The sequence below is a fragment of the Treponema sp. OMZ 798 genome (assembly GCF_024181385.1).
Taxonomy (GTDB): Bacteria; Spirochaetota; Spirochaetia; order Treponematales; family Treponemataceae; genus Treponema_B.
In genome coordinates this window covers 752,612-773,736 of sequence record NZ_CP051305.1, presented here as the reverse complement: position 1 = coordinate 773,736, position 21,125 = coordinate 752,612, and the positions used below count along the sequence as shown (strand labels likewise).

Sequence of the window (21,125 nt, the reverse complement as noted above, 5' to 3'; positions counted from 1 at the left end):
TCTTTATCTTAAGTTCCCTTACTTTTCATTTTATTACCTATATGCTCCCTCATTTTATTTCTTTAGATAGCAATATCGGCATAAGTTGTATGTTAAGTTCATCATTATTATCGAAAATGTTGCACGAGCTAATCCTATCGTTCTTACATATATACCTTTCATTGAGTTTGTCATAAAGCCAAATACATGTTCGACTCTCGCCCGTATTTTTGATTTTTTTCTGTTACCGATTTTTTGTTTTTTACTAAGAGGTTTCCCTCTTGCTCCTCTTTCACAAATTTGCCCTTCTATTCCTTTCGCTTTTAAAACTCTCTCTATTTCTTCTCCTATATAGGCACTATCTGCGTATAATCTTTCATCTTCCTTTTCAACTAAATTTTTTAATTCTTTACTATCATGAACATTAGCTGCTGTTACAGTTGCTTTCAATATAAGCTTACTTTTTTTATCTACTTTTATATGATCTTTATAACCGTAATAGCTACGTTTGTGCTTCTTTGTCCACCTAGCATCACAGTCTTTTTGTGATAATTTTGCCTTATTTTTTGCTTCTTGCCATTGTTCAGGGATTTTTCCGTTTTTAATTTGTTCATTTTCATCTTTGCTGTTATGCTGTATCGGAGCTTCTACTATTGTCGCATCTATTATCGTTCCCTCTTTTCCTATTAAGTTATTTCTAGCTAATTCTTTTCCAAACTTTTCAAATAACTTTTTTGATACTCTCGCTTCAATGAGTTTTTCTTTAAAAAGCCATATTGTTTTTGAATCGGGTACTTTATCTTTTAATTCCAATCCTAAAAATCTCATAAAGGATAGCCGATCGTTTATTTGATATTCCGTTTGATCATCACTTATGTTGTATAATTTTTGTAAGATTATTATTTTAAACATCATTACATAATCGTATGCAGGTCTTCCGCCTAAACCTTTTGGCTCTTTGGTTAATGCTTTTTTTAATAGTGGTTTGAATATTTCCCAATTTATTTTTTTGTTTAATTTTTCAAGACTATCACCTAAGTTACTTAATACTCTTAAACGATCTTCTTCATCAAATAATCCTTTTTGTTTCATACCTCATTTTATCATTTTTTTAATCTTTTTTAAAGGGGGTTTTTAGAGGTGCCCTAATATTTGTTATTCCAATTCTAATTTAAAAAAATATTATACTCTTTTTTAACATATTCATAACTATTGGGTAAATATAATGTTATTGTTGTAGAATACCCGTGTTCAATTAAAATTAAAAAGTCATAATTGTATTGGGCAGCAAAAAATATAGGAGATAAAAATTCATCTTTAGGTGTAAATATATCATAATTTTTATAAGATATACTATAGCTGTTATCATCATTTTTTATTAAATATTTATTAATAAAATCATCAAGGCTCATATTTTTATCGGCTATATCTGTAGATAACTTGTTGATATTTTTATCAACTTTATAATCAAAAAAATATCTTTTAGTATCTATTACCTCATATTTCATCTTTGTTTCATATAAAAAATAATAACCATCATAACAATAAACAATAATAACAGGAATAGTTGCATTATCTTTTTTTGAAATATTTTCCAAAAAATAGTTTTCAATTGTTATTCTATCAATGTTCTTTTCAAGACGTTTTTCAGTATTTTCTTCTGCAAAACAAAAAATAGATAATAAAAATAAACAATTTAGCATAAATATTTTATTATTAATGTGTAAGCCTTTCATTATACTTCAATTGCCTCCTTAATGCATTTTCTGTTATTGGATCATTAGAAAATTCTCCAACACCTATCGTTCTAGCTTCTTCTCGCGGATATTTATCATGGAATAAACCACCCTTAAATACGACCTCTCCAGACTTATATTTACCATCTTGAAATCCTGAAGTAATAAATGTATAGTCATCGGTGCTATTATCTCCAGTTCCATCCGCATAATGTAATCCATGAATAAGTTCATGTCCAAGTACAATTTCTGCTGGAGTATGTTTAGCTTTTTCTATATTTCCATTTTCGTCTCTTATAAAATAATCATTACTCAATTTTACATTAATTGAAAAATAAACAATTGAATCTGAACCTATACCTGGAGTCTCAGCTTTTTTTCTAGATTTTGGCGCTGTACCTATTGAACTATCATTCATTATTGTGACTGTATTTTTACTGACCTGCAAATTTCGTATCAATTTTGCTCCAGCAGAATTATTAGTACTGCTAGTCGTTACTATTCCTGTTCTCATATTTATCTTTACATTAGGATCAAGCTTTTTTAATACACTCATCACTTGATTTTTATAACTGTTGCTTCCAGCAATTCTTAATATTTTTCCATCCGGATCGGTATACTTTACCGGGTTATTCCCCGCATAATGATACACATGTAAGTTTACCGTGTTGTACACCCCGCCCATACCTGCAAGTTTGGCCGGATCTGTGCCAGGAGAAGGTATATAATCATTTAACGCCGGATCGCCTGACAGCCACCTACTATATTTCGGATCAAGATACCTAGCCCCATAATAGTACAGTCCTGTTTCTTCATCCAGCTCTTTCCCTGTAAACCTGAACGGCAGTTTATCCAAGCCTGCAGCAACTTCTTCAATCCAGAGTTCGCCGTAAGGCGTGTATTCTATGTGTTCATATTGTTTACCTCGCCAGTCGGTTACAAATTGTGCACTGCCTAAGTGATCACTATGGTAATAGTAACGCTTTGCCTTTTGCTCATCGTTGTCGCCTTGGTTTTCCGTATGCGTCATCTCTTTTGAAAATATGCGGGCATCTCCTGCGTCGCACGGCAAAAAAGTGTCCTCGACGTATACCCGATACGCCTGCGGTACTTTTTTGCCTAACTCCTTGTATCTGCTCCACCTATTTTCAAAAGTCCTGTCAGTGAGGTTTTTCAGTAATGAGTTTCTTTTGGCGGACTGCTCAATTTTGTTTTTTAGCATTACGAAGAAAACAAAATTGAACACCGCGCTTTTCAGGGCTCCGCTATCGCTTCGGTATCTTTCCGCAGAAATTGCTGCGGAAAGATGTACAGCAAAAGCAATTTTGATAAATTGCTTTTGCTCCCTTTCAATCGCTGTCCGAATGAGATAGTTAGGCTTTGGATAAATGCAAAGTTTTGGTTTCATAGTTTTTTCTATTTACCTTAAAAGTTTTATCAATTACTTGTTACTCTTTCCTCCAAGTTTTTTATTTTCTCATATAATATCATATTTCAACTATTTACACAATTTATTTTATATGATTATTTTTATTGCATATTCTTATTTTAGTTTTATTGTCCTATTTCGCTTACCTACGCTGAATTATATCGATTCCGGCAAAAGAAGATAGAAATCTTTTTTGCTTCTCCATTTCATAAGCACCGTCAGTGAAAATAATATTCTTTAATCTTAAACGATTTTTATCGGTATAAATAATTAATTCACAGCCTTTAAATCCTTTAAAGTCAGGATACCCTGAAGTAAAAATAAAAAGCGTATTCTCTAAAATAATAAAGCCGTTAATAACATCACTATATTCGAAAAGAGTTTTCTTATGTGTAAAAAATTCTATTGTCTTATTCTCCTCAGGATCATATCTATAAATTATATTATTAGATGCATAATATAATTCTCCTGCAGCATCTTTGTAGGGATGGTTTCCATATCCGAGAAAAGAAGTTTCACAGGTATTGAAATTGATAGCAAATATTTCATTATCAAAGGTGCGGTTAGACTCGTCGACTGTTGCTTCTGCATGGTATAACATAATATTATATTTTTTTGAATATGTTATTTTATTTGAAAACAGAAAAAGTTTATGTTTTTTAAAAAATTCTTTAATATTTATACTTTCTTGTTTTTCAGTTATATCAGATTCATAATCATAGATATAAACATCGCCCTCAAATATAAATATAAGATCTTTATCATTGTAAATATCAAAATACACACCTTTCCTATCAGGCATCCGTAAATGCCTTAAAAGTTTTTTTGTAGGTATATCAATATAAAAAATATTTCCGGATCCGCCTGCAACAATGGTATTATCATCAAGCAGTATAAATGTATGATATCCATAAGTTCCAAACTCAAGCGGATGTAGTTTTTCTAAAGATTTATTTTTTTCAATGAATTCTTTTTCAGAAAGAACAAAATACTCATCACTAGTCCATAACTCATATTCATTATTTCGATATCTAGCATATACGAATTGATCTTTTATTTTAAGGTATTCTGCTTTACATTCTGCAATGATATATTTATCAAGTTGGTATCTAATTATGATAGCAATGATAACAGCAAAAACTACAAATAATACTAATCTTGACTTTTTCGCCATTTCATAATTCCTCATACTTAATTGTTATATTTACAATCCATACATGTACTCATACATACGATCCACTTTTTCATAATTATATTCTCCTGGTGGAAGCGGGTTAAAATTTAGGATTTTTCCTTTAGGATGTGCGTTCTTAAAATTTTTATATTGGGTATTAGGTATAGTTGCTCCAAATATATTCGGAAAAAACGCCCCTTTACCACCAAATTCTATAACTTTACCGGAAAAATCGGCACAATTTTCTGCTTTATTATCTTCAAGTGCTATCGATTTCCAGCTGGGTCTCTGTTTCCATCCACCAGAAAAATCAAGAAATTGTTCTGTATTTTCAGCAAAAAGCGAATAATCTTTATTAACTCTACCTGCTACCTGCTGCATAAGCTTGCATTTGTGCATCTTCCTCGGGTGTTGTTTTCAACTGATATCCTTTATCATAATTAAAACTAGCACCATATTCATTATTTTTTCCCACAACCTTGTTGTTAGCTTGTCTGAAAGCATTTAAATTATCAAATCGAATTCCATTTTGATTTCCATCCGCTTTACCATCCTTACTATAATAATACCATCCATCGGTATCATTTCCAATTAACACAGCATTATGTCCAAAACCACCAGCGCCATATGATCTATTCAACAAAATTATATCCCGTCCATCCGGATCGGTATACTTCACCGGGTTATTTCCGGCATAATGATATACATGTAAGTTTATCGTATTGTATACTCCTCCTATTCCCGGTAAATTCTCGTTGTGTTTTTTAGCCTCGTCATCAATGGGTGCTTTTGGTATGTAATCATTTAACGCCGGATCCCCGCTTAACCACCGTGAATACTTCGGATCAAGATACCTCGCACCATAATAGTACAGCCCCGTCTCTTCATCCAGTTCCTTGCCGGTAAACCTAAACGGTAACTTATCTATTCCCGGTGCTGTTTCCTCTATCCAAAGCTCTCCATAAGGCGTATACTCTATATGCTCATATTGTTCGCCTCTGACATCGGTTATGAACTGTGCGCTTTGTAGGTGGTCGGCATGGTAGTAGTATCTTTTCTCTGTTTGCTCTGTTGTGTCTCCATGGTTATCGGCGTGAGTCATGGCGGTTACTAATCTTGAGTTTCCGACAAAGATGTGTTTACTTACTCGTAATCCATGTTCGTGGTTGGGTTCATGGGCAACTTGGTGTACCGAGTAGAAATTATTAAAATACAATGTCTCGCTATTACTCTGTTGAGTAAACTTTAAGGCTCTCTGTCCGTCATCTCCGTAGCGGTATATTACTGTGTTTAACTTATCGTCCGATTTTATCAAGAGATTTCTTTCGTTCCATGTGTAGTCCCGTCGATAGCCTCCTGTAGGTGTAGTACTTGTTGTGCCTCCACTTTCTAGGTTTGCAGGGTCATCTTCAGGGGGTTCTAGGTCAAAGCCGTAGTCTACGCCGTATACATCGTGTTCTGCAAAGTAGGAGTAGGTAAATGTAAAATCTTCTTTGTCCGTGAATGACCCGTCTTTTTCGGCCGTTATGTTGCCGTTGGCGTCGTATCGGTAATAACGGTTACCCGCTCTTATTAAGCGGTGTGCATATTTACTGTCATACTCATAATCCGGTTCATAGTTTAATTTTGTGTCATCACTGCTTATTGAGCCGCCTTGAATGTTCGTAGTACTGCTCTTATTCGTCATATTCCCTATTATGTCGAAGGCAAAGGTTTGCCTGTATTTATTTGTGTGTAAGGGATTTGACGGATGCGGGTTATCGGGGTTAGGGTTTATTCCTCCGTATTGTTTGTGCGTTCCTTCGGCTTTTATGAGTTGGTACAAATTGTCATAACTGTAGCTTTGGCTTGTTTCATATTTACTAGACGTGTTTATGTATCCTTCTACCTCTTTTGAAAATATACACGCCGTCTGCGGCGTCGCTTCAAAAAAATTAATCCTCAACGTACATAAAGTACGCCTGCGGTTAATTTTTTCTCGCTCCTTGCATCCATCATGTCTATTTTCAAAAGCCATTGTTTTTCCGTTTCCTACCGTAAGCGGAAAAACCTCTGATAAGCTGTTTTTATTTAATAATAACTTTCTTTTGGCAGACTGCTGACACTTGTGTACTATCATAATTATGTAAAAGTACACAAGTGTCAGCATCGCGCTTTTCAGGGCTCCGCTATCGCTTCGGTATCTTTCCGCAGAAATTACTGCGGAAAGATGTACAGCAAAAGCAATTTTTATAAATTGCTTTTGCTCCCTTCCAATCGCTGTCCGAGGGAGATAGTTAAGCTGTGAATAATAACTAATCTTCATTTTTTCCTTCTTCGGTTTTTTCCCTTATAACTATATAAAAATCATTACTAAGAAAACGTTTTTTTAAAAATTCCTTATACTTTTTGTCAATATCAATTTCTTTTTTTAAATCGAATAAATAACAACAGATATTTTTCTCATTCAAAATATCTGTTTTAGTGTATAATAATTCTCTACCATTTTCATTCGGTACGATTTTATACACATTCATTTCAATAAACACCGTATCTAATGCTTTAATAATTTTATCCATATCTATAAATTCTTTACCATCTTCATCTCGTGAAATAGAAATACCAAACCCCATACTAAGCAGAATATCCAAACTATCGGCTCTACTAACTAAGCTGGCAAACTCTGAAGGTTTTAGGACTATCGGAGCCAATGCAACAGAAAGACCAAAACTAGTTTCTTCGTCTTTTTTAAAAGACATCCGTCCATCATATCGAACTTTAACATCATAGAATTTATCACTTGATACCTGATAGATAGTTTTTACTTCCACTAAAATAGGGTCATCAGTTGCATTGAGTATATAAAGCCTCGCACTAGGAAGACATGATGTTAGACTCATCGTTATTACGGCTATACATATTATGTATATTTTTCTCATACAGCACTCCTTATTTCAATTATTTTTTTTCTTCTTTATTCTTTTCTTTATTGTATTTTTCAGCCCATTGCTCCGTCCAGAAATGCTTATAAGCCTTTTCATCTCCATTTCCATACAATTCATTACATCTATTACATTTATTTGTATTATGCAACGCAGCATGAATACCGCTTGGTATCCCTATGACAAATAAATATAAGGGCCCCAATATCCACGATTGGTAATAATGTCCTTTTTCATGCGATTTTACATCAGGATCCCCTATACCAATACTTCCTAGGGTTATTCCCCTCTCATCCCATGAAGAATCTGTCATATTTACATATGTAAAACCGCCATCCCAATCAACGGTTCCTCCTGATCCAAGAATACAACCATACCCTAATAGTAATCCAAGAATTTCTTGTGGTGCAAACCACAGGGTCTGCGGTAACATTGCTATTGAATGACCTATCAATTTCCATGTATTAATAAAATTAGATTTAAATTTCTCTCCAAAATTTGACCAATTATTATCACGAATCGATTGAATTACCGCCCCTATTAAATCATCAATGATAAAAAACTTACCGGTAGGATCAGTATACTTCACCGGATTATTCCCTGCGTAATGGTACACGTGAAGATTGACGGTATTAAACACGCCTCCCATTCCCGGCAAGTTCTCGTTGTGTTTTTTTGCCTCATCGTCAATAGGAGCCTTGGGTATGTAATCATTCAGCGCTGGATCCCCGCTCAACCACCTCGAATACTTCGGATCAAGATACCTTGCCCCATAGTAGTATAATCCAGTCTCTTCATCCAGTTCTTTACCTGTAAACCTAAATGGTAACTTATCGATTCCGGGAGCAGTTTCTTCTATCCATAACTCTCCGTATGGTGTATATTCTATATGTTCATACTGTTCGCCTCTGGCATTTGTTATAAACTGTGCACTCTGTAAATGATCTGCATGATAATAATATCTTTTTTCGGTTTGTTCCGTTGTGTCTCCATTATTATCCGCATGTGTCATTGCAGTTACTAATCGCGAGTTTCCGACAAAGATGTGTTTGCTTACTCGTAATCCATGTTCGTGATTAGGTTCATGGGCAACTTGGTGTACCGAGTAGAAATTATTAAAGTATAAAGTTTCGCTATTACTCTGTTGAGTAAACTTTAATGCTCTCTGTCCGTCATCTCCGTAGCGGTATATTACTGTGTTTAACTTATCGTCTGATTTTATCAATAGGTTGCGTTCATTCCATGTATAATCTCTTCGGTAACCGCCTTGTATTCCGCCTCCTGTGGTTGTGCCTACTTCCAGGTTTGCAGGGTCATCTTCAGGGGGTTCTAAGTCAAAGCCGTAATCTACGCCGTATACGTCATGTTCTGCAAAGTAGGAGTAGGTAAATGTAAAATCTTCCTTTTCTGTAAAGGGGCCGTCTTTTTCGGCCGTTATGTTGCCGTTGGCGTCGTAGCGGTAATAACGGGTTCCGGCTCTTATTAAGCGGTGTGCGTATTTACTGTCATATTCGTAGTCTAGTTCATAGTTTAATTTTGTGTCATCCGTAGTTCCTATTGAGCCTCCGGGAAGGTTTGTGGTGCTGCTCTTATTCGTCATATTCCCTATTATGTCGAAGGCAAAGGTTTGTCTGTATTTATTTGTGTGTAAGGGAGTTGAAGGATGCGGGTTATCGGGGTTAGGGTTTATTCCTCCGTATTGTTTGTGCGTTCCTTCGGCTTTTATAAGTTGATAGAGGGCATCGTAGCTGTAGTTTTGGCTTGTTTCGTATTTGCTTGAAGTGTTTGTATACCCCTCTACATTGCCTACTGCATCAAAGTTATAGTTTATTTTTTGGAATACCAAATTCTTATCTTTGTTTTCTGTCTTGATGTCTTTTAGCCAACGCCGTGCAGGGTCGTAGGTGTATCTTGTTTCTACTCCGTTGCCGTATTTGATGTAGACTCTTTGTGAGTGTTCATCGTATAAGATATTGTCTACATATTTATAGGTTTCTATTCCTTTTGTGCCTATAACTCCTTTTAATTGTCCTCCTTTGTCGTAGCTGTAAGTCAGCACTTCTCCGTCAGGGTAGCTTATGCTTTGCATTCGGCCTAAGTAATCGGCTTCGTAGTTAAACACGGCAGTTACGGGCTTTTGAAATTCTCTTCCCCTCTTTATTGTCCGTGTTTCTACCTTTACCTCATTTAGTTGGCCGTAGCTGTACATTGTTTCTCCCGTTTCGTCTTTTTTGCGGATTATCTCGCCGGCGCCTTTATCGCCGGGAGGGCCGTATTCATATTCCACATCTTCACTAAAGGGATAGTCTATTTTTATTATTCTGTCCAGTCCGTCGTATTCGTATTTTATTGATGCTAATTTTGATCTTAATACGGAGTCGCTTTCATATTCAAGTCTTCCCTTATCGTCATAGTTCCATTCTTTTCTTCCCATGTCAAGGCTTTCTAAGCTTATGCGTCTTCCGAGCATGTCGTAGTTTACTGCCAAAAGGTTGTCCTTTGCGTCGTAGGCTTTTAACATTTCTCCTAATACCGAATATTCGTATCGGGCTTTGGTAAGTAAGGTATTGTTTTTGTCCAGCCTCTCTACTTCCCGTATGTTTCCTCTTGCATCTTTTTTACTTATGCTTACGTTTTCCAATGGGTCGGTTGTTTTTGTTATTTGTAAAGAGCTTTCTATCGAATACTCCGTTTTTTGTTTGTGTCCGTCAGGAAGTGTAGTTAAGATGTTCCTGTCTATATCGTCATACTCGTATTTTGTTCCGTTTCTTATCGTTGTAAAATTATTTAGTTCGTAAAACGCTTCAAGGGCTTGATAAGAGTTTTTACTTGATAGTTCTTGTTCTAAATCTCCTCCGTAAAAGAAGGGCATTCCTTCTTCTATCTTTCGTCCTGCTTCATCATAGTTTATTGCACTTGAAATATTCCAGCCTGTTTGGGTAGAATCGGCTGTTCCGTCGATGTACACTTCCCCTTCTTTTGCTGTATAGCTTATGCGTCCTAAGCCGTCATGGATTACTTCTTTTGAAAATATACGGGCATCTCCTGCGTCGCACGGCAAAAAAGTGTCCTCGACGTATACCCGATACGCCTGCGGTACTTTTTTGCCTAACTCCTTGTATCTGCTCCGCCTATTTTCAAAAGTCCTGTCAGTGGAGTTACTTAGTAAATTTAAAAGTTTAATCCCCGATGTTTTGCCGAATGGCAAAACTCGAAGCTCAAAGGTGCCTAAGCAGCTTTGAGCGGCGGACTGCTGACACTTGTGTACTATCATAATTATGTAAAAGTACACAAATACCGGCATCGCGCTTGCTTCGAAGCTGCGCCTATCGGCTTGCTGCACCAATACCGCTCCAATCTTTTTGCTGTATTTATCTTCACAGGCAAGGCTCTTTCCTCCGGTCAGAGCTTGCTTTTTGTTTAAACACACCGCAAAAAGGATTTCTGCTTCAATCGCTGTCCGAAAGAGATAGTTGGGCTTTGGAAAAATGCAAGGTTTTGGTTTCATAATATTTTTAACACTTAGCTATTTTAACTAAATAGTTTTTGATTTTTCCTCCAAGTTTTTTATTTCAAAAAAAATATATGCCAAAAAAATATTTTCCTCATCAACATATAATAGAGCAGTTGCCTTTACATTAAACCTTTCTTTGTTAATTACCAAAAGCAAATCTTGATCAAAGCTACAGCAATTTTCATTGGGGATATCAAAAGCTGCAACTCCTACATCAAATCCTGAAAACCATACTATTTTTGCTTTATTTTTTTCTATAAACATATCAATATTTTCAAACTGCTTTATAAACTCTCGAGCATTCTTTCCATTACCAAATAAAAAAATTTGCTCTAAAGGCTGTTCTATTTCATTAGTTTTTTTATTTTCAGGTAAAGCGGTACAATCTAAAAATTTTTTAAATACAGCACCACCCCCATTAACGCCATCATAACAAAAAGAAATAGAGACTAATTTTTTATAAAAAATATCTTCATATTCTTCAGCAGATAAATCAAAGATTCTTGTATAAAAATTTGACATAAAATTTTCTATTCGTTTTTTATTATTATCATCCATTTCTATTTCAACACAACCATAGCAAAATAGCTGCAATAGGTGAAAAGATAATAATAAAATTACAAAAAATAGTATTTTTTTCATGTTACAATATCTCCTTTAATGTTTAATTTGAATTTCTTCATTGCGTCTGGCAGAAATTTCTTTATAATGTCTTCTCCACGCTTTCCATGCCTGATATCTACTAGTAGAATTATTCTCTTTTTTCCAATTTTCTTTCCATAATTTTTTGTATTCTTTGAATACAGTTCTTGTAAATGCATTACAATCATTTATCAGAATTTTATATTTTTGTTTTGCATTGTCATTATTATGTCTTCCATCTTCTAGTCTCCCTCCAAACCTTTTCATATCCAAAACATTTTCAACAGCTTGCTTAGTAATGTTATCATCCATATTTGTATATTTTATGATATATTCATCATTTTTTGTTACTTCTCTCTTTAATATTCCTAATTTTTTTCCTAGTTGATGAATTAGTCCATACGAATCTCTAAATGACTTTAAACTGCCATAATCAATTAATGAATGCTTTGCAAAATCAAAATATTTCCCAAGAGCATGTCCCGAATCATATTTTGCATTTAATCCAGCATCTATCTGTCGCATAAGAATTGATGCATTCCCATCCGGATCGGTATACTTCACCGGATTATTCCCAGCATAATGGTACACGTGAAGATTGACGGTATTAAACACGCCGCCCATTCCCGGCAGGTTTTCATTATGTTTCTTTGCTTCATCGTTTATCGGTGCTTTGGGTATATAGTCATTTAACGCCGGATCCCCGCTCAACCATCTACTGTATTTAGGGTCTAAGTACCTCGCCCCGTAATAATACAGCCCGGTCTCTTCGTCAAGCTCCTTACCCGTAAAGCGGAAAGGTAACTTGTCCAACCCCGCAGCAACTTCTTCAACCCAGAGTTCGCCATACGGCGTGTATTCAATATGCTCGTACTGCCTGCCTTTCCAATCTGTTACAAATTGTGCACTTCCAAGGTGGTCTGAATGATAGTAGTACCGCTTTGCCTTTTGCTCATCGTTGTCGCCTTGGTTATCCGTATGTGTCATCGCGGTTACAAGCCTTGAGTTTCCTACGAATATATGTTTGTGTACTCTTAAGCCTTGAGGGTTGTTTTGGTCTTGTGTGGGTATGTGTATCGTAAAGAAGTTATTAAAGTATAAGGTTTCACTTCTTCCCTCATCGGTGTACTTAAGTGCCCTCTGTCCGTCTTCACCATAGCGGTAGTGTACGGTAAAGTTTCGGTCACTTGATTTAGTGAGTAAATTTCTTTCATTCCAAGTGTAATTTCTTCTGTAGGCAAATAGGTCTTGCGGGTTTGACTGTTCCGTTTCTTTAGGTGCGTCAAGCCCGAAGCCGTAGTCGGCACCGTATACGTCTTCATTTTCAAAGTATGAGTATGTAAATACAAACTCTTCTTCATCTGTGAAAGGTCCGTCTTTTTCGGCTGTGATATTACCGTTTGCGTCATAGCGGTAGTATCGGTTGCCGGCTCTTATTAGACGGTGTGCATAGGCAGGGTCATACTCGTAATTTAAGCTATAGTCAAGTTCAGCCTTGGGATAGGAGTTTCCTTGTGCACCGGGTATGTTTGTGGTGCTTAATTTTTCTTTCATGTTTCCTATGCCATCAAAGGCAAAGGTTTGTCTGTATTTTGCAATGCTTACAGGTGTTGTTCCAGAGCTTTTTTTAGCCTTGTATTGGTTACTTGTACCCTCTACGCTTATAAGCTGGTAAAGATTATCGTAAGAGTATGTTTGTTTTGTTTCATAAGTACTTGCATCATTATTATAGCCTAGGACGTTTCCGACAGGGTCGAATGAGTACTTTATTTTTTGAAAGACATCTTGAGTTTGGTTATTTTTAGTTTCTATTGTATCTAACCAACGCCGCTTCTCATCGTACCTGTATCTTGTTTCTACTCCGTTTCCGTAGCGTATGTAAACTCTTTGTGCGTGTTCGTCATAAATGATTTTATCTACGTAAGAGTATTCAGCCGTTCCCTTTGACGAGGTTTTTACGCCGCTCACTCCCTTTAACTGTCCGCCTTTATCATAGGTGTAGGTTATGGTTTCTCCGTCAGGGTATTTCATACTCTGCATTCGCCCAAGATAGTCAGAGCGGTATTCAAAAGAGGCTGTTTCAGGATTAGTTCCCGCTCCATAGCGGTTGATGGTTCGAGTTTCCTTTGTTACTTCATTGAGATAGCCGTACTTATATCTTGTTTCTCCAGTCTCATCTTTTTTGTAGACTATTTGTCCGGCGCCATTTTGTCCGGGAGCTCCATATTTATATTCTATGTCTTGGCTAAAAGGATAATCCGTCTTTATTATGCGGTCAAAGCCGTCATACTCGTATCTTATTTCGGCTGCCTTGTTTTTTAATACCGAATCGGTTTCTGCTTGAAGCCTTCCTTTATCGTCGTATATCCATTCTTTTTTGCCAGTGTCCTTACTTTCTAAACTTATCCGCCGTCCTAGCATATCGTAGTTTACTGCCAATAGGTTGTCTTTAGCATCGTAGGCTTTTAGCATTTCTCCGAGGACAGAGTATTCGTATCGGGCTTTGGTTAATATAGTATTGTTTTTATCTAAGCGTTCTACTTCTTTTATGTTTCCCCGTGCATCTTTTTTGCTTATGCTTACGTTTTCTTTCGGGTCAGTTGCCTTTGTTATTTGTAAAGAAGAGTCTATCGAGTATTCATTTCTTTGTGTGTGCCCGTCAGGTAAAACCGTTAATATGTTTCGGTCTATGTCGTCATATTCGTATTTTGTTCCGTTCCGTATGGTTGTAAAATTGTTAAGCTCATAAAACGCTTCAAGGGCTTCATAAGAATTTTTATTTACCAGTTCTTGTTCTAAGTTCCCTCCGTAAAAGAAGGGCATTCCTTCTTCTATCTTTCGCCCTGCTTCATCATAGTTTATTGCACTTGAAATATTCCAGCCTGTTTGTGTTTGCTCATCGGTTCCGTCGATGTACACTTCCCCTTCTTTTGCTGTATAGCTTATTCTTCCCAGACCGTCATGGAGTACTATTGTTTTCATAACCGCCGTATCGTCGGCTTCGGTGCTTATTTTGTTTTCGGTTACGGTGTACCAAAAGGAATCTTTTGGAGTAATGTATGTGTATTTTGCATAAGGAGTTTTTCCTGGTCCGATGATTTTTTCGGTGTCTTTGTCTCTTTCAAAGTCGTAGGGGCTTCTCACCTCTGTTACCCGTCCAAAGTTGTCGTAACTGTAGGTCATGAAGTTTCCTGCACTGTCTGTTTCTTCTACCTTTACCCCTAAGGCTGTATTCCATTTTATTGTGCTCGTGTAAGATTTATCTCCTTTAGAGCTTATCTCTTTTATTTCGATAGGATATATGCCGTCAAGGTATTTGTATTCCGCTTTTTTACCTGTCGGGCTTGTTACCGCTTTTATGTTTCCTTCCTCTGTCCATTCTATACGGTTTACAAGATATGCTCCATGCGACGTGTATTGTTTTAATTCCGTTAAGGCTCCTGTTCTGCTGTCGTATGCACCCTCCCTTTTACGCAAAAGAGTTCCCGTCTTTCCGTGCAGGACATGTATTTTTTCGGGGTGGGCTTTAAAGTACGCTTCTTCTCTTCCCCCTTTCCAATATGTTATTTCCGCTATGAGGTCATCGTTTGTGTTTGTTACCTCTCCCTTATCGTAAAGTTTTGTAACGTTCCCGTATTTATCGTAGTCGTATTCGCTTTCGGTTTTTATTTCGTTGTAGTTTTCTCGTATTGTGTTAGTTTCTTTTTTTATTCTCGCATGGGGTGCTGTGTCTATCTCGTATTCTTTTATTGAGTATACTCGGTTTCCGTTTCTTATTATTTCACGTTTTACCATACCTTTGCGGTAGTAAGAGTCTGTGTAGTATTCCGTTTCAGTTACAGTGCCTATTGCGTTTTTACTTTTTACGGTTTTAAAGCCGTAGAATTCTTTTTCTATTCTGTTATAATAGCCGTCGTGGTAACTATAATAGGTTGTATACTCTTGGCTGTTGCCTGTTTTACTTTTTAATCCCGATTTTGCAGTTACTTCACTTAATACGTATTTACTTTGGGGAAGCTCTACCGTGTTTCCTACCCTCTCATATTTTAATTCGTAGCTTCCGCCTTGGGGTAACTTTATCTTTTTTAGTAAGCCTACCTTTCCTAAAAGGTTACGCTGGACGTATAGTTTATTATCTCCTCCTATGTTAAACACTCTGTCTATTAATCCGTCCCCGTCTATATCGAATAATCTTAAACTTACCTCACTTTCACTATAGTTTCCGTTACCTCCGCCTGAAAAATTAAATATCAATGAGACTTTAGGAGGGCTCCACACCGGAATACCTACCTGTCCTGAAAGACTTCCGGATATGCCTATGCTTCGGCTTGTGTTAAACTCAAGAGAAGAAGGTATTGCTAATATCTTATCTATTTTTTCCGTTATAAAATCTCCTGCAATTTTTTGCGGCTTATAAGGAATTTGTATTTTCTCCGTTTGTTCTACAACCTTACTTATCATCTCTTTAAAAAATCTTGCATACTCAGGGATTTCAAGTTTTCCAATACAAATGTTTTTTTCTTTAGAGGAAAAACCTCTGCCTGTATTTATTCTTATTTTATAATTTCCATTTTCTGCCGTGCTTAGTTTATCGGGAAGACCGTCGCCGTTTATATCTGTCAATATTTCTTCCGTAGTGCTTCTGCTTATGTTGGCACTTACTCCAAAGCTTGCTCCTCCATAAAAAATGCCAATAGGAGCATTAAATCCGCCTCCTATATTTCCCCCTGCACTTTCTACCTTTCCGGAAGATATATATTCTGTATTCCATCCTCCCGCTTTTTTAAATTCATCTCCTATGTTTAGCCTTGTCTCTGCCCCATTTTTATAATCGGCAAGCCCATCTCCGTTTACATCTAGTAACCCCGCCTCTTGACTTTGATTTCCATTTGAATAATTAACTCCGGCATTTCCGGATATACCGTAGGGGGTATCACCGGATGGGGCTACCGTTACACTTTTTATCTTCCCCTTACTATCTCTTACCGCTTTTAATGAACCTGAAAGGCCTACTGCAGAGCCTACAACTTTTGACGAATTAGTATTTGAACTTAAAGAAGCTCCCGAAAGACCTTTTTCTTTTTCAAACTTTAGATTATCCTGGCCATACTGAACTAAAAGATATCCGTTTTCCGTTTTTAATATGTCAGGATACCCGTCTCCGTTTATATCCATGTAACCTTGTGTTTGTTCACTTGTACCTGAATTAAAGCCTATGCTGCCGCTTAAATGTCCTCCTGACACTCCTATATTTTTGTCAAAACTTTCGCTCTCCGTTTTGCTTAATGCAAACGATACCGCCCCTCCTCCTTCTTCCTTTATCCATGGAAGGTCTTTATAAGAAGGGCCTGTTATTCTGCTTGCATAAATTACATTATTGTCAATATAGGCAGCATAATGTTTTACTTCGCTTTTTATTTCTCCTTCTCTATCAAATCCATTTTTTACATGTGTCGAAATTGAACCTATTAAACTATTATCGCTAAATTCAAAACCTGTATTACTCTCTCTTTCAGGAACCTTTCCATTTTTCGCTGTCAACGCCTTATATGTTTGTACTGAAATATATCCGCCGAGTTTTTCTTTTCCTATTTTTTGATTAACCTCATCTTTTATATCTTTTTCTTCTCCGTTACTTCCCCTATCTTTTTCTACATCTTTTTCAACACCTTCTTTTTCTTTCTCTATATCATCTTTATTTTTGTTTTCATGAGTATTCTGTTTAAGAAGTTCATTTTCACTAAAGGTTTGTTCTCCATATCGTGAATATAATCCGTAGTACCATAGATTTTCTCCTCCATATAGCCTTTCATATCGGCTTATTTTTTCCAAACCTCTTTCACCCTCATATATTCCGCTCTTATAATTTTCATTTCCTTCATATTTTTTTATCCTTTCACGTTCTATAACAAGATCTCCTCCTTTTACTTTGGCGACTTCTATCTCTCCGTTTTTTACAGGATACAAACTGCTTGAAGGATATTCTATTATAAGTTCTACTTTTTCATAATAATAACTTTCCAAATATTCCAAAAAGTTTTTTACTTTTTCTTTTACAAGGTTTTCTCTTTTTGTCTTATACTCTTTTTTTAGCTTATCATACTCAAAGTATGTAAAATCATATTTATCTCCTTCATATAGCTTTAACTTTTTTATTAACTTCTCTTTCTCTTCTGGTGAAATGTCCTTTCTTATTTGGTAGCTTTGATTAGAATCGCCTCCAATCTTTTCAAAATAATCTCTCCCTATTTCTTTTACTTCTTCTTCAGTAAATATACATATTTCTCTTAATCGTCTTTCTCCGGACGGTATGCTTTCTTTTATATATATCTTTCCTTCTTTTCTTACATCAATTAAAGCTTCAATTATTCCGAGTATACTTTCTTCTTCTACATCATCTTTTATCTTATATCCGTCTTCATATCTTTCATATAATTCTTTTATCTTTACATATTTTCCTTTCTTAAAGGCAAGTCTTTCTTTTATTATTTCATATACATCACCGCTCAATCTTTCTATACGGTTTAATCTATACTCCAAATCTTTTTGTATTACTTCCACTATCCCTTTCTCATATTCTTTATCGCTTATTACACACCCTATATTTTTATTAATAAGGTTTATATATAATTCATATCCTGCATCTTCTTTCTTCTTCAATAATACTTTTATGTCTTTAGTTTTCTTATCTAAAATTACTTCAGCTTCCTCATTCTTTATTCCCTGTTCATATAATTTATATTCCCCTTCTTTTTTTATCTTGTATTCTTTCCCTCTTATCCTTCCTATCAATATTTTTTCTTCCGATTCATATCCTCCATTTTCTTCTTTCCTTTCCTTATTCTCTGCTACCTTTAATATATCCCGATAATACTTCTCTCCATTACCATAAAATAAAGGATACCTTAATTTTTCGCTTTTTTCATACCCTGTTAGTTTTTTTAAAGTTTGATTATCTGCCTGTGATATAAATCGATTCATTACATGTTGATTTAAATGTCCGGTCCTGTCTCCTGTGTGTATATACTCTTTAAATCCTCCGTCATATTTTATTATATTTTCAATATCGCTTTTATCCCCGTATTTTTCATACAACTTTTCAAACTCTTCTTTTTTTATTTCACGGCCTATATATCCGTAATATCTTAAAGCAAGTGCTTTTTCGATTGCATTCTCATCTATCAATGAAAGATAATTACTCTTTAAACTCCAAAAAGTTCTTTCTACCTTATGTGTATTCCCTTCTTCATCTTCATATTGTATAGATTCTTCATTTTTATCATATAAATTTATGATTTCTTTTTCAGGCGTGCTATACGTTTTATTTGGAAAAAGGTACTGTATATTTCTTCCAAGTAATTCATCCCTCATGTACTTTTTATATTCAACTCTTATTTCAGCTTCTATTCCCGCCCCTATTTCAACCTTATTTTCTGTTTCACTTACAAAATATATGTACTCACCTCTTTTTACATCCGTTTCAATCTCATAGGTTTTATTCTCCAGGCATTCACAAAGCTTTTCACTGTCTTCTCCTCTTTTACTTCTATACACACATAATTTTGTCTTATCTTTTCTTTTTACATCTATATTTATAAGAACTATTCCGCTTACAGGACTTCTCCATGCCTTTATCCCTTCCTGAAAATAATGAGCCTTTTCCATTTCTTTTTTTTCAGCTTCACTCATTTTTATCTTTGCATTCTTTGCTCCCTTAAAGCCTATTCCCGCTTTAAAGCCTTTCCCTTCATTATTTTCATAATATTTCCCGTTCGATACAAAGTCTATAAAGCCGTCCCTATTTACATCCGTAAACTCTGCCTTATTTTCGCCTAAACTTCCTTGTTTTGTTACTCCGACATTAGCTCCTACCCCGCCGGCATTTATATCGACTCTGCCGCCTATACTCCAACTGCTATCCTCATTTTCACTTAAAAAAGAACCTTCCAATGCACTAAAATCAAAATCTCTTTTTTCTGCATATATCAGTTTACCGTTTTCCTCTCTTATAGCTTCATATAATTTTAATTTTCCTTTCTCCCATCCTACTATATCCGCTAGTCCATCCCCTGTTACATCTACAAAGTTCTTCTTACTGTAACCGCGGCCTACACCCCCTGAACCGGTCATTCCTCCGCTTATCGATACCGAATTTTCTATATTTATTCCAACTCCTACACTGCCCGATCCTCCGCCTGATATATGTACACTCTCCGATATGCTTCCGCTTTTCTCCCATTCTTCCGTATCGCCAAATACTTTTATTCCACCATCCCCTTCGCTCTGTGCATCCTCGTATTCAAACCTGTATGCGTATACTCCTTCTTCCTTTCCGCTTCCTCTTACTTCTATACTCTCTAATAAACTTTCTAAAAATGCATTATCTTTATAATTAAATTTATATCTCTTTACTTCCTCTCCTTTAACTTCCGTTTTTATCTCTCTTATCCTCTTACTCTCCTTCTTTAAATACTTTCCCCTTCCCTCTACTCTTACATCCTCTCTTCCCTCATACTCTATCTTTATTCGCCTCTCTCTTTCTTTCCCATACACTATTTCCTTTAATACTACCTCTTCCCCTTCTACGCTTTTTCCATTTTCATAGTTATATTCTATTACGTTTCCAAAACTATCCCTTATCTCATCCAAGTAATATATATATTTTTTACCTTCACTTATTCCGCTCCAATTCCTTAGCCCATATATTTTAACACTTCCGTCTTTTTCTCTTATCTCAAAATAGTTTTCGCTTCCTCTTCCTTCTGCCCACTCATTTTTTATTGCTGCATAACTTTGTTTTCTCTCTTCTTTCCATTTCCCTCCCTCATATTTTACTTTTGTTCCGTTTATTATATACGTGTCTTTGCCGTTATATTCAGGTAAGCCCAATCTTGTATCTATACTTATGCTTTCTATTCCGCTTAAACTAAAGCCTTTGCCCAATACTCCATACCCGCTTCCGCTTGAATAGCTTACCGCCAACTCAGGTGTAAACCCTCTTACTCCGCCGGGTAATTGCAGTTTCATGTTAAATGAGGCACTTCCTTCACTTACCCCCTTTAATCCTTCTATTCTTTCTATCCCCCCTGCTGCATCCGCGGCTTTTAGTTCTTTTATGCTGTTTAAGTTTATGTTTACAGGACCGGGCGATTCAGGTAAGCTTAACGTCCCGTTTATCATATCCGTAAAATGATTTGTGTAAGACTCTATTACCTTTTTTTCTACATCTACGCCCTTCCTTTTTAACGCTTCCCATGCTTTCTTTCTTTTATTATAATAATACGTATATATCTCTTGTGCATATTCTTCTTCTATACGCTCATCATATGCCATTTTTATCAAGCATTCTTTTTTAAATTGTATCCCTGAAGGCTCAAACCTGTACCCGCCTAACCCTGCCGTTACGTTTTTTACTTCCCCCTCTTCTACTCTTATTAACCGGCTTATCTTTATTTCAACTTCTTTCTCTAATGCCCCTTTCGGTACTTCAAATCTCACCCCCTCCCCTTCAATTATGCCCCCTTCTTTTCCTATTACCTTGCTTGCCAATAAGATAGAGTTATTTATTTTTATCTGCTCTCCGCTTGTTCCTTCGGCATATAGGTTTAAAGGAAGTACTCCTACCGTCATATATACTATAAACAATATTATCGAAATGCCTTTTTCTTTTATTCCTTCCATTATCTTTCTCATTTGCTTTTATCTCCACTCTTTTTATAAGACTTTATTT

General features: G+C 35.9%; 10 protein-coding genes and 1 pseudogene. All 11 read right to left on the bottom strand.

Annotated features, from left to right (window positions below):
* Positions 1-54 precede the first annotated feature (54 nt).
* Positions 55-1,071, bottom strand: a complete 1,017-nt coding sequence (locus tag E4O07_RS03600; protein WP_253686855.1) for an IS5 family transposase — start codon at positions 1,069-1,071, stop codon at positions 55-57.
* A 74-nt stretch (positions 1,072-1,145) separates the two neighbouring features.
* Positions 1,146-1,715 carry a hypothetical protein gene (locus E4O07_RS03595; protein WP_253687448.1) on the bottom strand — a complete coding sequence of 190 codons (570 nt, stop codon included), beginning with the start codon at positions 1,713-1,715 and terminating at the stop codon, positions 1,146-1,148.
* Positions 1,696-2,304 (bottom strand): M91 family zinc metallopeptidase, encoded by a 609-nt coding sequence (locus E4O07_RS13480; RefSeq protein ID WP_371921959.1) that lies wholly within the window; start codon positions 2,302-2,304, stop codon positions 1,696-1,698. Before E4O07_RS13480 ends, E4O07_RS03595 begins: the two co-directional genes overlap by 20 nt.
* Positions 2,304-2,823: pseudogene (locus E4O07_RS13475) on the bottom strand (RHS repeat-associated core domain-containing protein); the annotation flags it as partial. The pseudogene E4O07_RS13475 and the gene E4O07_RS13480, both read right to left, overlap by 1 nt.
* Positions 2,824-3,286: 463 nt before the next feature.
* Positions 3,287-4,318 carry a hypothetical protein gene (locus tag E4O07_RS03580; RefSeq protein WP_253730587.1) on the bottom strand — a complete coding sequence of 344 codons (1,032 nt, stop codon included), beginning with the start codon at positions 4,316-4,318 and terminating at the stop codon, positions 3,287-3,289.
* Positions 4,319-4,348: 30 nt separating this feature from the next.
* A complete protein-coding gene (locus E4O07_RS03575) occupies positions 4,349-4,699 on the bottom strand; it encodes a hypothetical protein (protein ID WP_253687446.1) in 351 nt (116 codons plus the stop codon).
* Positions 4,680-6,623, bottom strand: a complete 1,944-nt coding sequence (locus tag E4O07_RS03570) for an RHS repeat domain-containing protein (protein ID WP_253687445.1) — start codon at positions 6,621-6,623, stop codon at positions 4,680-4,682. The genes E4O07_RS03575 and E4O07_RS03570 overlap by 20 nt, the downstream gene beginning before the upstream one ends.
* On the bottom strand, positions 6,613-7,236 hold the full coding sequence (locus E4O07_RS03565; protein ID WP_253687444.1) for a hypothetical protein: 624 nt from the start codon (positions 7,234-7,236) through the stop codon (positions 6,613-6,615). The genes E4O07_RS03570 and E4O07_RS03565 overlap by 11 nt, the downstream gene beginning before the upstream one ends.
* Positions 7,237-7,255: 19 nt before the next feature.
* On the bottom strand, positions 7,256-10,747 hold the full coding sequence (locus E4O07_RS03560; RefSeq protein ID WP_253687443.1) for an RHS repeat-associated core domain-containing protein: 3,492 nt from the start codon (positions 10,745-10,747) through the stop codon (positions 7,256-7,258).
* A gap of 27 nt (positions 10,748-10,774) precedes the next feature.
* Positions 10,775-11,395: a hypothetical protein gene (locus E4O07_RS03555; RefSeq protein WP_253678686.1), complete on the bottom strand. Its 621-nt coding sequence runs from the start codon at positions 11,393-11,395 to the stop codon at positions 10,775-10,777.
* A 15-nt stretch (positions 11,396-11,410) separates the two neighbouring features.
* Positions 11,411-21,088 carry a toxin TcdB middle/N-terminal domain-containing protein gene (locus tag E4O07_RS03550; protein ID WP_253687442.1) on the bottom strand — a complete coding sequence of 3,226 codons (9,678 nt, stop codon included), beginning with the start codon at positions 21,086-21,088 and terminating at the stop codon, positions 11,411-11,413.
* Between the last annotated feature and the right edge of the window lie 37 nt (positions 21,089-21,125).

Bases quoted from the DNA above. Each gene is read 5' to 3' on its own strand.
- E4O07_RS03555 (WP_253678686.1), bottom strand. From the start codon at position 11,395: ATGAAAAAAATACTATTTTTTGTAATTTTATTATTATCTTTTCACCTA.
- E4O07_RS03570 (WP_253687445.1), bottom strand. From the start codon at position 6,623: ATGAAGATTAGTTATTATTCACAGCTTAACTATCTCCCTCGGACAGCG.
- E4O07_RS03565 (WP_253687444.1), bottom strand. From the start codon at position 7,236: ATGAGAAAAATATACATAATATGTATAGCCGTAATAACGATGAGTCTA.
- E4O07_RS03550 (WP_253687442.1), bottom strand. From the start codon at position 21,088: ATGAGAAAGATAATGGAAGGAATAAAAGAAAAAGGCATTTCGATAATA.
- E4O07_RS03560 (WP_253687443.1), bottom strand. From the start codon at position 10,747: ATGAAACCAAAACCTTGCATTTTTCCAAAGCCCAACTATCTCTTTCGG.
- E4O07_RS03580 (WP_253730587.1), bottom strand. From the start codon at position 4,318: ATGGCGAAAAAGTCAAGATTAGTATTATTTGTAGTTTTTGCTGTTATC.
- E4O07_RS03600 (WP_253686855.1), bottom strand. From the start codon at position 1,071: ATGAAACAAAAAGGATTATTTGATGAAGAAGATCGTTTAAGAGTATTA.
- E4O07_RS03595 (WP_253687448.1), bottom strand. From the start codon at position 1,715: ATGAAAGGCTTACACATTAATAATAAAATATTTATGCTAAATTGTTTA.
- E4O07_RS03575 (WP_253687446.1), bottom strand. From the start codon at position 4,699: ATGCAGCAGGTAGCAGGTAGAGTTAATAAAGATTATTCGCTTTTTGCT.